At 59.2% G+C, this 12057-nt stretch carries 11 protein-coding genes; 3 read left to right on the forward strand and 8 right to left on the reverse strand.

Annotated features, from left to right (window positions below):
* Positions 1-5: 5 nt before the first annotated feature.
* The 8 genes from rsmG to rpmH form a co-directional block, all read right to left on the reverse strand.
* On the reverse strand, positions 6-653 hold the full coding sequence (rsmG, locus tag DNK10_RS12475) for a 16S rRNA (guanine(527)-N(7))-methyltransferase RsmG (RefSeq protein WP_131179388.1): 648 nt from the start codon (positions 651-653) through the stop codon (positions 6-8).
* Positions 653-2545, reverse strand: a complete 1893-nt coding sequence (mnmG, locus tag DNK10_RS12480; protein WP_131191779.1) for a tRNA uridine-5-carboxymethylaminomethyl(34) synthesis enzyme MnmG — start codon at positions 2543-2545, stop codon at positions 653-655. The genes rsmG and mnmG overlap by 1 nt, the downstream gene beginning before the upstream one ends.
* A 443-nt stretch (positions 2546-2988) precedes the next feature.
* Entirely contained in the window at positions 2989-3468 is a 480-nt protein-coding gene (locus tag DNK10_RS12485) for a hypothetical protein (RefSeq protein WP_131191780.1), read from the reverse strand.
* 223 nt (positions 3469-3691) lie between these two features.
* A complete protein-coding gene (gene mnmE / locus DNK10_RS12490; protein ID WP_131191781.1) occupies positions 3692-5059 on the reverse strand; it encodes a tRNA uridine-5-carboxymethylaminomethyl(34) synthesis GTPase MnmE in 1368 nt (455 codons plus the stop codon).
* Positions 5060-5135: 76 nt separating this feature from the next.
* The gene (gene yidC, locus DNK10_RS12495) at positions 5136-6875 is read right to left on the reverse strand and encodes a membrane protein insertase YidC (RefSeq protein WP_131191782.1); all 1740 of its coding nucleotides are present in this window, start codon (positions 6873-6875) and stop codon (positions 5136-5138) included.
* Between the two features lie 2 nt (positions 6876-6877).
* Complete coding sequence (gene yidD / locus DNK10_RS12500) at positions 6878-7123, reverse strand: membrane protein insertion efficiency factor YidD (RefSeq protein WP_082045890.1); 246 nt, start codon at positions 7121-7123, stop codon at positions 6878-6880.
* The gene (rnpA, locus tag DNK10_RS12505; protein ID WP_207389964.1) at positions 7116-7517 is read right to left on the reverse strand and encodes a ribonuclease P protein component; all 402 of its coding nucleotides are present in this window, start codon (positions 7515-7517) and stop codon (positions 7116-7118) included. The genes yidD and rnpA overlap by 8 nt, the downstream gene beginning before the upstream one ends.
* Positions 7518-7532: 15 nt before the next feature.
* Positions 7533-7667, reverse strand: coding sequence for a 50S ribosomal protein L34 (gene rpmH, locus DNK10_RS12510; protein WP_003213577.1), 135 nt, complete (start codon positions 7665-7667; stop codon positions 7533-7535).
* Positions 7668-8189: 522 nt separating this feature from the next.
* Between rpmH and dnaA the strand changes: the two genes are divergently transcribed.
* The 3 genes from dnaA (at position 8190) to recF (ending at position 12056) form a co-directional block, all read left to right on the forward strand.
* Entirely contained in the window at positions 8190-9671 is a 1482-nt protein-coding gene (gene dnaA / locus DNK10_RS12515; protein WP_131179382.1) for a chromosomal replication initiator protein DnaA, read from the forward strand.
* A gap of 35 nt (positions 9672-9706) precedes the next feature.
* Positions 9707-10810, forward strand: a complete 1104-nt coding sequence (gene dnaN / locus DNK10_RS12520) for a DNA polymerase III subunit beta (protein ID WP_131179381.1) — start codon at positions 9707-9709, stop codon at positions 10808-10810.
* A gap of 142 nt (positions 10811-10952) precedes the next feature.
* A complete protein-coding gene (recF, locus tag DNK10_RS12525; RefSeq protein ID WP_131179380.1) occupies positions 10953-12056 on the forward strand; it encodes a DNA replication/repair protein RecF in 1104 nt (367 codons plus the stop codon).
* Position 12057: the final 1 nt, after the last annotated feature.

The following is a 12057-nucleotide window of genomic DNA, read 5'->3' on the forward strand; positions in this document are numbered from 1 at the left end:
TCCCCCTAGACCGAGCGACGCAGTATCAACAGATGGCGCTGACCTTGGCAACCGGGAACCTTGAGTACGTGGGTGGCAGTGAGACGGAAGTCCGCAGGTAATGCCTGCAACTCGTCATCCGGGTGCACACCCTTCATCGCCAACCACTGGGTCTGGCCATCGCCAAGGTGGCGCGTCCAGTTGGAGAAATCCTCCAGCGAACTGAACGCTCGCGAGCAGATTCCGCTGAACGGCTGCTCCGGCGTGAAGCCTTCGACCCGGCTGTGGATAACGTCCAGGTTGGCCAGTTTCAGCTCGAGCTTCACCTGAGTCAGAAAACGGGTTTTCTTGCCGTTCGAATCGAGCAGGGTGAAATTCCGCTCGGGAAACAGGATGGCCAGGGGAATACCGGGCATACCGCCGCCACTGCCGACGTCCAGCCAGTTATCCCCAGCCTCGGCAACGAACGGCACGACACTGAGGCTGTCGAGCAGATGCCGCGAGACCATCTCGTCAGGGTCGCGCACCGCGGTCAGGTTGTAGGCCTTGTTCCACTTGATCAGCAGCGCCAGGTAGGCGAGCAATTGCTCATGCTGCTGCTCGGACAGCGTGACACCCAGTTCGCGGGCGCCTTGCTGCAATTCTTCGGCGTGACGGGCAGTGACGACGGACATCAGGCGCTCTGCTCCAGCTGGCGACCCGCGCCGCGTTTCTTCAGGTGGATCAGCAACAGCGAGATCGCCGCCGGCGTGACACCGGGGATACGCGATGCCTGACCCAGGGTCTGTGGCCTGGCGTTGCCGAGCTTGTGCTGGATTTCCTTGGACAGGCCGGAAATCGTCGCGTAGTCGATATCCGCTGGCAGCTCGGTTTCCTCACTGGCGCGCAGGCGAGCGATCTCGTCCTGCTGACGCTCGATGTAGCCGGCGTACTTGGTCTTGATCTCGACCTGCTCGGCAACCTGCGGATCTTCGGCACCGCCGCCAGTCACGTCGATCAGACCGGCATAGTCGATCTCCGGGCGCGACAGCAGGTTGAGCAGGTTGTACTCATGGGTCAGCGGCGTACCGAAACGCTCGACGATGGCGTCGCCCTGAGGCGTATTTGGCCGTACCCAAGTGCTTTTCAGGCGCTGCTCTTCCTGGGTGATGCCCTCACGCTTGGCCTCGAAGGCCGCCCAGAGCTCATCGTTCACCAGGCCCAGTTCGCGACCTTTTTCGGTCAGGCGCAGGTCAGCATTGTCCTCGCGCAGGATCAGGCGGTACTCGGCCCGCGAGGTGAACATGCGGTAGGGCTCCTGGGTACCCAGGGTGATCAGGTCGTCGACCAGTACGCCGATGTAGGCCTCGTCGCGGCGCGGGCACCAGCTGTCCTTGCCCTGGGCGCGCAGTGCGGCGTTGGCACCGGCCAGCAGGCCTTGGGCGCCGGCTTCTTCGTAGCCGGTGGTGCCGTTGATCTGGCCAGCGAAGAACAGGCCGCCGATGACCTTGGTCTCCAGGCTGTACTTCAGGTCGCGCGGATCGAAGTAGTCGTACTCGATGGCATAGCCCGGACGCACGATATGCGCGTTCTCCATGCCACGGATGCTCTGCACGATCTGCAGTTGCACGTCGAACGGCAAGGATGTGGATATCCCGTTGGGGTACAGCTCGTGGGTGGTCAGGCCTTCCGGCTCGATGAACACCTGGTGGCTGTCCTTGTCGGCGAAGCGGTGGATCTTGTCTTCGATCGATGGGCAGTAACGCGGCCCCACACCCTCGATGACTCCGGAGTACATCGGCGAACGGTCGAGGTTGGCGGCGATGATCTCGTGGGTACGCACGTTGGTGTGGGTGATCCAGCAGCTCACCTGCTGTGGATGCTGATCCTTGTTGCCCATGAAGGACATCACCGGAATTGGCGTATCGCCTGGCTGCTCAGTCATCGCCGAGAAATCCACCGAGCGACCATCGATGCGGGGTGGCGTACCGGTCTTCAGGCGACCGACGCGCAGCGGCAGTTCACGCAGACGTTTGGCAAGCGCGATCGAAGGCGGATCGCCTGCGCGACCGCCAGAATAATTCTGCAGACCGATGTGGATAAGTCCACCGAGGAAGGTGCCGGTGGTCAGTACCACCGAGTCGGCGAAGAAACGCAGGCCCATCTGGGTGACCACGCCTTTGACTTCATCCTGCTCGACGATCAGGTCGTCCGCGGCCTGCTGAAATATCCACAGGTCGGGCTGGTTTTCCAGAATCTCGCGTACCGCCGCCTTGTACAGGATGCGATCGGCCTGGGCTCGGGTAGCACGTACGGCTGGCCCCTTGCGGCTGTTCAGCACACGGAACTGGATGCCGCCCTTGTCAGTGGCGATGGCCATGGCGCCACCGAGGGCATCGATTTCCTTGACCAGATGGCTCTTGCCGATCCCGCCGATGGCAGGGTTGCAGCTCATCTGCCCGAGGGTTTCCACGTTGTGGGTCAGCAGCAGGGTTTTTACCCCCATGCGCGCCGCTGCAAGCGCGGCTTCGGTACCGGCATGGCCGCCGCCGATGACGATCACCTGAAAACGGGAAGGGAAATCCACCACGCACCTCGTGCCTGTTGAGAAGGGGAGCTTTTAATTTGAAAGCGGGAAAGGGCGGCAAGTATAGGGACTTAGCCAGATTGAAAGAAGCCTTTTGCACAAAAAATAGCCAACTGGTCGTTGGTCATCGAGCACCTTCTTCAAGCGTACTCACCTTGTCCGTTCACCACGCCCGGGAGGTGAGATGGGCGGAAGGTTAATAAAAGAAAAAAGAAAAGATCTTTTTAAAAGGCTTGTTTTTATGTTTATAAATGGTCTTCACGATTTCTGTGGATAGATCGCTACAGGCCTCTAATCATCTGATGTACAGCGATGTATGAAAGCGCGATTATCCTGGGTGGCGGGTGTTAGGTACCGGTGGTCAGCCTGTGTGTAAATGAGGTGCTTATGCACAGGGTGGTTTATCCCTAGCTTTGCTACCTGCTTATGAACGGGGCTTATGGCTAGTTTTCCACAGGGTTCTGAGAGGCAGATTCCCTGGTTTCCTGGTCGGTGATCAATGCCTGGATCAGTGCATCCGAATTCATGTCGTAGCGAAAAAGCTTGGGCTCATCGTCGATCTTTTCGATGTAGAAGGATTCCGTAGCTGCGCCCGAGCTGAATTGAGTGTTGAATACCAGTAGTGTCAGCATGCGGCCATCATCGGCTTTCGTGGGAACCCGGTTGGCCAGTTCGCTGCGCTCGATGGATCCCATGGTTTTGCCGATCAATCGAAGAATCCGAACGAAGTCTGCCTCTGAAGCGCCCTCTCTCAAGCCAGGCGCTGCCTCGTTATAGATGGATGAGAATTCCCCACGTTGAGCCTGGTTGTGGAAATCTTCCACCAGCTTGAGTGACGCGGCCTGATAATCACCATCTTCAAAAGAGCAGGCTGCGAGCATTAAACAGCCCAGCAGGGAAAAGGCTTGGAAAACGGATTTCATGGTGAGTCCCTCACACAATATTGATATTGCTGGCAGGTCATCACGCCCCCTGCCCCACCGCCCCCGAGACCGAACCCTCCAAACCGAATAGGTTTTCCCAGTGGTGGGAGCAGCATTCGAGGCCGTGCCATAGGGTTTGGCAGGTCATGATGTAAAAACGAAAGTTGGGCAGGTTGTCGCTGCCCTTCTTGCCGGCAATGCCGAAAGCATCACACCGGTATCGTCATTTTCCGATACAGAAGCTCGAGAAGATGCGCCCGAGCAGGTCGTCGGAACTGAAGGCACCGGTGATCTCCCCCAGCGCCTGCTGAGCCTGACGCAGGTCTTCGGCGAGCAGCTCGCCGGCGCCGGCCAGCGTCAGCTGGGCGTGGCCATGGTCGAGGTGGCTCTGGGCCTGGTGCAGTGCATCCAGATGGCGGCGGCGAGCGCTGAAGCCGCTCTCCGCCGTTTGCTGGAAGCCCATGCAGGCTTTCAGATGTTCGCGCAGCAGCTCCAGGCCCTCGCTGGACTTGGCCGATAGCACCAGCGTGGCATGACCGTCGTCGCTGGTCTGCAGGCCGACGGATTCGGCCGACAGATCTGCCTTGTTACGGATCAGCGTGACCCGTGCCGGATCCGGACGTTGCTCCAGAAACTCCGGCCACAGGGCGAAGGGATCGTTGGCCTCAGGTGCCGTGGAGTCGACGACCAGGAGCACCCGATCCGCCTCACCGATAGCCTTCAGCGCACGTTCCACGCCGATCCGCTCGACCTGATCCTCGGTGTCGCGCAACCCTGCGGTATCGATCACGTGCAGAGGCATGCCGTCGATGTGGATATGTTCGCGCAGCACGTCACGAGTGGTGCCGGCGACATCGGTGACGATGGCCGCTTCGCGTCCTGCCAGGGCGTTGAGCAGGCTGGATTTGCCGGCATTCGGGCGGCCGGCGATCACCACGTTCATGCCATCGCGCAGCAGTGCGCCCTGGTTGGCCTCGCGCAACACTGTGGATAACTGTGCGCGCACGCCTTCGAGCAGACTCAGTACATGGCCATCGGCAAGAAAGTCGATTTCCTCTTCGGGGAAGTCGATGGCGGCCTCCACATAGATGCGCAGGCTGATCAGGCGCTCGGTGAGCTCGTGCACGCGTCGGGAGAATTCGCCTTGCAACGAGCGCACGGCATTGCGCGCCGCTTGTGCGGAACTGGCCTCGATCAGATCCGCGATGGCTTCCGCCTGGGCCAGGTCGAGCTTGTCGTTGAGAAAGGCCCGCTCGCTGAATTCGCCGGGACGTGCCTGACGTGCGCCCAGCTCCAGGCAGCGTTGCAGGAGCATGTCCAGCACCACCGGGCCACCATGGCCCTGCAACTCGAGCACATCCTCACCAGTGAAGGAATTGGGCCCGGGGAAGAACAGCAGGAGGCCTTCGTCGATCACCTCGCCGACATTGTCATGCCAGGCGCCGTAATGCGCATGCCGGGGCGTCGGCTCGATACCGCTCAGGGTGATGGCGATCATCCGTGCGCGCGGGCCTGAGACCCTCACGATGCCTACGCCACCACGACCCTGGGCGGTAGCGACGGCGGTGATGGTTTCACGAGATGTGGACATGACAAATCTCCAAACGCTGAATAGCAGAACGCCCCACTAGGGGGCGTCTGTCATGTAGCTGCCGAAGGGTGAGCGGTTACGCCTCTGAAGGCTTGCTCGCCGCTTCGATCTTGCGAGTAATGTACCACTGCTGGGCGATGGACAGGACGTTGTTGACCACCCAGTACAGCACCAGACCAGCCGGGAACCACAGGAAGAAGAAGGTGAAAATGATCGGCATCATCTTCATCACGCGGGCCTGCATGGGATCCGGTGGCGTCGGGTTGAGCTGCTGCTGGATGAACATGGTGGCGCCCATGATGATAGGCAGGATGAAGAACGGATCCTTGATCGACAGGTCGGTGATCCACAGGATCCACGGCGCCTGACGCATCTCCACGGATTCCAGCAGGGTCCAGTACAGGGCCAGGAATACTGGCATCTGCACCAGGATCGGCAGGCAGCCGCCCAGCGGGTTGATCTTCTCTTTCTTGTACAGCTCCATCATCGCCTGGGACATCTTCTGGCGATCGTCACCGAACTGTTCCTTCAGCGCCTGCAGGCGTGGCGACACGGCACGCATGCGGGCCATGGAACGGTAGCTGGCAGCCGACAACGGGAAGAATGCCAACTTGATGATCAGCGTCAGCACGATGATCGAGAAGCCCCAGTTGCCGAGCAGGTTGTGGATATGTTCCAGCAACCAGAAGATCGGTTCGGCGAGGAACCACAGGATGCCGTAGTCGACCGTCTTATCCAGACCTGGCGACAGCGCGGCGAGATCCTTCTGGATCTTCGGACCGGCATACAGGGTAGTGCTGGCCTGAGCTTCGGCGCCGGCAGGAACGTTCAGTGCCGGGCCGGTGTAGCCAATGATGTAGTTACCCTGGCTGTCCTTGCGGGTCTGTACCAGGTTGGTGTCGTCTTTCGACGGAATCCAGGCAGTCACGAAGTAGTGCTGCAGCCAGGCGATCCAGCCGCCCTGTACGGATTCCTTGAGGCCCTGCTTGTCGATGTCTTTCATCGACACCTTGGTGTAGGGCTTCTCGGCGGTCCACAGCGCTGCACCGAGATAGGTGGCAGTACCGGTGGCGGTGCTGGAGGATGGGTCACCGCTGTTGTCACGCTTGAGCTGGGCGAACAGGTTACCTGTCCACGGCGCAGCACTCTGGTTGTCGATCAGGTAGGTGACCCCGATCTGGTAACCGTTACCACTGATGCAACCCGCTTTCTTCTGCTCCACTTCCTTGGCCGAGCAACTGGTATCGAGGCCACGGTTGAAGGTGAAACGCTTGATGTAATTGACGCCGGCTTCGCTGAAGCTCAGGTCGACCACCAGTTGATCCTGACCGTCAGCCAACTGATAGACGCGCTGCTCGCTGTTGTACAGCGGGCGGCCGTTGGCACGGGCGTCCGGGCCGTTGGTGCCGGTCAGGCCACTCTGTGCCAGGTACAGGTGCTCGCTACCATTGTCGAACAACTGGAAGGGAACATCGGGACGATCCTGACGACGCGGGTAGTGCGGCAATTGCAGGCTTACCACATCACCACCGCGAGGATCGATGGCCAGATCCAGAACGTCGGTCTTAACCTGGATCAGCTTATCGCTGACAGCGACGGCCTCCACCGGGCTTGGATCGCTGCCGTCGGCGTTTGCCGTCGGGACATCGTCGTTGCTGGCAACGGAGGCGGTTTCCGGCAAGCTCGGCGCGGCTTTGCTGGTGGAAGCTGTCTGATTCGGCAGAGCGGCCTGGCCGTAGTCCTGGTTCCACTGAAGAACCATCAGGTAGGACACGACTGCCAGGGCGACGATCAGGATCGAGCGTTTGATATCCATGATTATTCGGCCATCGAAGAGGATCGGGAGTGTTTCGCGAGGGGCACCGGATCGTAGCCTCCGGGATGCCAGGGGTGACAGCGTCCCAGACGACGAACGGTCAGCCAGCCACCACGCAGGACGCCATGGGTTTCGATGGCTTCAAGCGCGTAGCAGGAACAAGAAGGGTAGAAACGACAATGACTAGCCATCAATGGACTGATGGCGTACTGGTAAAACCGGATTGGAGCTTGAACCAGTTTACGCATGGGGATTGTCGTTCACCCCGGTCTGGGCATCGGCCTGTTGGGCGGGTTTGCTGCGGGCAAGGCGTTTCCACAGCTTGCCGAACTGTTGAACCAGTTCGGCGTTCTGCAGATCACCCAGGCCTTTACGCGCGACCACCACGATGTCCCAGCCGACCAGGTTGTCCTGGTTGAGGCGGAACGATTCGCGGATCTGGCGTTTCAGGCGGTTGCGCTCAACAGCGAGCTTGACGCTCTTCTTCCCGATCACCAGACCTAGGCGTGAATGATCAAGCTCATTGTTGCGCGCAAGCAGCAGGACACTCTTGCCCGGCGCTTTGCCACTGGGAGAGTCGAAGACTGCCTTGAATTGCCGGGGAGTTAGCAGGCGCTTCTCCCGGCCGAAGCCTCGACTCACCACAAGACTGGAAAATCAGACAGCGAGGCGAGCACGGCCCTTGGCGCGACGACGCGACAGGACGGCACGGCCGTTCTTGGTAGCCATGCGAGCACGGAAACCGTGGGTGCGAGCGCGTTTGATGGTGCTGGGTTGGAAAGTGCGTTTCATGATGCGGTTACCTGGTTGTCGACAACGGGCCGGAATGGCCCCCGTTTTAAGAGACCGGCGATTCTAGAGAAAGCTGCAGGCCAGGTCAATTTCCAACCAGCTGTTTTCCATATAGAGAAATATATAAGGAAAGAATCTTTTAAAAAGAGCTTGTTATTGTTTTTATATTTAAGGCACGTTCCTTCTGTGGATAAGTGCCTGAGAGGCTCTGGTAGCAAGCCTTGTACGAATCCGAAACCCTGTCAGAAAGCCGTGCTGCAGGTGTTAGGCAAGCGGGCATAAGCTGGGGGTGAAAGGGCTATTTACCCACAGGGCGATTATCCACCGAGTTTTCCCTGGGCTTTCACACTGACCTCAGGCCCTGTTATCCACAGGGCTTATAGTTGTTCATCCGACGTGTGGCAAATGAGATAACACCTTGATTTGTCATGTGCTGATCGGCTTTAGTATGTGGATAACTCGGGCAGTGGAGGCTACAATAGCTACTGTTTTTGCCTCAGCGCTTTTGATCAGGGGATGTCCGTGTCCGTGGAACTTTGGCAGCAGTGCGTAGAACTTCTACGCGACGAACTGCCTGCCCAGCAATTCAACACCTGGATCCGTCCACTACAGGTAGAAGCCGAAGGCGATGAGCTGCGTGTCTACGCACCTAATCGTTTCGTGCTCGACTGGGTCAATGAAAAATACATGAGCCGTATGCTCGAGCTGCTCGGTGAGCGTGCGGCGGGTCTGGTTCCCGCCATATCCTTATTGATAGGCAGCCGTCGTAGCTCTGCACCGCGGGCTGTACTGACGCCCTCGCCTTCGGTCTCCAACTACAGCAGCCCGTCTGCTCCTGCGCCGCAGATCAGCGTGCCGCCGCCGAAACCTCCGGTGCAGTCCGAGCCTTCCCGAGCCAGCTTCGACTCGATGGCCGGTGCCGCCTCCAGCGTCGCTCCGGCTCGCAGTGAGCGAAACGTGCAGGTAGAAGGTGGCCTCAAGCACACCAGCTATCTCAACCGTACCTTTACCTTCGACAACTTCGTCGAGGGTAAATCGAACCAGCTGGCTCGCGCTGCAGCCTGGCAGGTCGCGGACAACCCCAAGCACGGCTACAACCCGCTCTTCCTTTATGGCGGCGTAGGCCTCGGCAAGACGCACCTGATGCACGCAGTCGGTAACCACCTGCTGGCGAAGAACCCGAATGCCAAGGTGGTGTACCTGCATTCCGAGCGTTTCGTGGCCGATATGGTCAAGGCGCTGCAGCTCAATGCCATCAACGAATTCAAGCGCTTCTACCGCTCGGTGGACGCACTGTTGATCGATGACATCCAGTTCTTCGCCAAGAAGGAACGCTCCCAGGAAGAATTCTTCCACACCTTCAACGCCTTGCTCGAAGGCGGTCAGCAGGTGATTCTCACCAGCGACCGTTATCCGAAAGAGATCGAAGGCCTGGAAGAGCGCCTGAAGTCGCGTTTTGGTTGGGGCCTGACCGTAGCGGTCGAACCGCCCGAGCTGGAAACCCGTGTGGCGATCCTGATGAAGAAGGCCGATCAGGCCAAGGTCGATCTGCCTCACGATGCCGCGTTCTTCATCGCCCAGCGTATCCGTTCCAACGTGCGTGAGCTGGAAGGCGCGTTGAAGCGTGTCATCGCCCACTCGCACTTCATGGGCCGCGATATCACCATCGAGTTGATCCGCGAGTCCCTGAAGGATCTGCTGGCCCTGCAGGACAAGCTGGTCAGCATCGACAATATCCAGCGCACTACGGCCGAATACTACAAGATCAAGATTTCCGACTTGCTGTCCAAGCGTCGCTCGCGCTCCATCGCGCGGCCGCGTCAGGTTGCGATGGCCTTGTCCAAGGAACTGACCAACCACAGCCTGCCGGAAATCGGTGTGGCCTTCGGTGGGCGCGATCACACCACGGTATTGCACGCATGCCGTAAGATTGCTGAACTTAGGGAGTCCGACGCGGATATCCGCGAGGATTACAAGAACCTGCTGCGTACACTGACCACTTGATACGCAACTCCATGCACGAGGCAAGGGACTAGACCATGCACTTCACCATTCAACGCGAAGCCCTGTTGAAACCCCTGCAACTGGTCGCCGGCGTCGTGGAACGCCGCCAGACCTTGCCGGTTCTCTCCAACGTTCTGCTGGTCGTCGAAGGCCAGCAGCTGTCGCTGACCGGTACCGACCTCGAGGTCGAGCTGGTCGGGCGCGTGGCTCTGGAAGATGCTGCCGAACCTGGCGAAATCACCGTGCCGGCACGCAAGCTGATGGATATCTGCAAGAGCTTGCCGAGCGATGCGCTGATCGACATCCGTGTCGACGAGCAGAAGCTGCTGGTCAAGGCCGGGCGCAGCCGTTTCACGCTGTCCACCCTGCCAGCCAACGACTTCCCCACCGTCGAGGAAGGTCCGGGTTCGCTGACCTTCAGCCTGGTGCAGAGCAAGCTGCGTCGCCTGATCGAACGCACCAGCTTCGCCATGGCGCAGCAGGACGTGCGTTACTACCTCAACGGCATGCTGCTGGAAGTGCAGACCGGCGTACTGCGTGCTGTCGCCACCGACGGTCATCGCCTGGCCATGTGTTCCATGGAAGCCAGTATCGAGCAGGTCGAGCGCCATCAGGTGATCGTGCCACGCAAAGGCATCCTGGAACTGGCCCGTCTGCTTACCGAGCAGGATGGCAGCGTCAGTATCGTCCTGGGTCAGCATCACATCCGCGCGACCACTGGCGAGTTCACCTTCACCTCGAAACTGGTCGACGGTAAATTCCCGGATTACGAGCGTGTGCTGCCGCGCGGTGGCGACAAGCTGGTTGTCGCTGACCGTCAGGGCCTGCGTGAAGCCTTCAGCCGTACCGCAATTCTGTCGAACGAAAAGTACCGTGGTATCCGTCTGCAACTGGCGGCCGGCCTTCTGAAAATCCAGGCCAACAACCCGGAGCAGGAAGAAGCGGAAGAAGAGATCGCAGTCGAGTACAACGGCGGTGCTCTGGAGATAGGTTTCAACGTCAGCTATCTGCTCGATGTCCTGGGCGTGATGACCACCGAGCAGGTGCGTCTGATCCTGTCCGACTCCAACAGCAGTGCGCTGGTGCAGGAAGCGGACAACGATGACTCCGCTTATGTCGTCATGCCGATGCGCCTGTAATTTTGTCGCTGCCGCTAACAGGCGACTCAGGCGTTATTGAAATCAGCTTTGGTATGTTCGGATTCGATCCTGATCCGCGACATCCAAAGCTGATTTCGTTTCTGACAGTCCTATTTGTTCGCTCCCCTCTACGGCCCGCTTCATGTCCCTGATCCGCATTAACCTGACCGCGGTGCGTAACCTGCAGCCATCCACGCTGACGCCCTCGCCGCGCATCAACATCCTGTATGGCGCCAACGGTAGCGGCAAAACCAGTGTGCTCGAAGGCATACACCTACTTGGCCTGGCTCGCTCTTTTCGCAGCGCGCGGCTATTGCCGGTGATCCAGTACGAGCAACAGGTGTGCACACTGTTCGGGCAGGTGAACCTGGGCGACGGTCGACAGAGTAATCTGGGAGTTTCGCGAGATCGCCAGGGTGAGTTCCAGATTCGTATCGACGGACAGAATGCGCGCAGCGCTGCACAGCTGGCTGAAACCCTACCCTTGCAGTTGATCAATCCAGACAGCTTCCGGCTGCTGGAAGGCTCGCCGAAGATCCGTCGGCAGTTTCTCGATTGGGGTGTGTTCCACGTGGAACCTCGTTTTCTCCCTGCCTGGCAGCGCTTGCAGAAGGCCCTCAAGCAGCGTAACTCGTGGCTTCGCCGTGGTACACTTGACGCCGTTTCTCAAGCGGCCTGGGATCGCGAGTTGTGCCTGGCCAGCGATGAAATCGACAGTTATCGGCGATCCTACATACAGCAACTGAAGCCCGTCTTCGAGCGCACCTTGAGCGAGTTGGTTGAACTGCAAGGACTGACGCTGAGCTACTACCGGGGATGGGATAAAGAGCGTCCCCTGAATGAAGTGCTGATGTCGTCCCTGTTGCGTGACCAGCAGATTGGGCACACCCAATCCGGACCGCAACGAGCAGACCTCAGGTTGAGGCTTGGTGCGCACAACGCGGCGGACATCTTGTCCCGCGGCCAGCAGAAGCTGGTGGTGTGTGCCTTGCGCATCGCCCAGGGGCATTTGGTTGATCAGGCCAAGCGTGGCCAATGCATCTATCTGGTGGATGACTTGCCGTCAGAACTGGATGAACAGCACCGTCGCGCATTGTGCCGTTTGTTGGAAGATTTGAACTGCCAGGTGTTCATTACCTGTGTAGACCATGAATTGTTGAGCGATGGCTGGCAAACGGATACGCCGGTTTCCATGTTCCACGTGGAACATGGACGTATCACCCAGACCCACGACCACCGGGAGTGAA

Source organism: Phytopseudomonas daroniae, assembly GCF_004327275.1.
GTDB classification, from domain to species: Bacteria; Pseudomonadota; Gammaproteobacteria; order Pseudomonadales; family Pseudomonadaceae; genus Aquipseudomonas; species Aquipseudomonas daroniae.

Excerpts from the sequence above, each read along its gene's own strand:
- rsmG (WP_131179388.1), bottom strand. The coding sequence starts at position 653 with ATGTCCGTCGTCACTGCCCGTCACGCCGAAGAATTGCAGCAAGGCGCC.
- DNK10_RS12485 (WP_131191780.1), bottom strand. The coding sequence starts at position 3,468 with ATGAAATCCGTTTTCCAAGCCTTTTCCCTGCTGGGCTGTTTAATGCTC.
- mnmE (WP_131191781.1), bottom strand. The coding sequence starts at position 5,059 with ATGTCCACATCTCGTGAAACCATCACCGCCGTCGCTACCGCCCAGGGT.
- yidC (WP_131191782.1), bottom strand. The coding sequence starts at position 6,875 with ATGGATATCAAACGCTCGATCCTGATCGTCGCCCTGGCAGTCGTGTCC.
- yidD (WP_082045890.1), bottom strand. The coding sequence starts at position 7,123 with ATGCGTAAACTGGTTCAAGCTCCAATCCGGTTTTACCAGTACGCCATC.
- rpmH (WP_003213577.1), bottom strand. The coding sequence starts at position 7,667 with ATGAAACGCACTTTCCAACCCAGCACCATCAAACGCGCTCGCACCCAC.
- dnaN (WP_131179381.1), top strand. The coding sequence starts at position 9,707 with ATGCACTTCACCATTCAACGCGAAGCCCTGTTGAAACCCCTGCAACTG.
- recF (WP_131179380.1), top strand. The coding sequence starts at position 10,953 with ATGTCCCTGATCCGCATTAACCTGACCGCGGTGCGTAACCTGCAGCCA.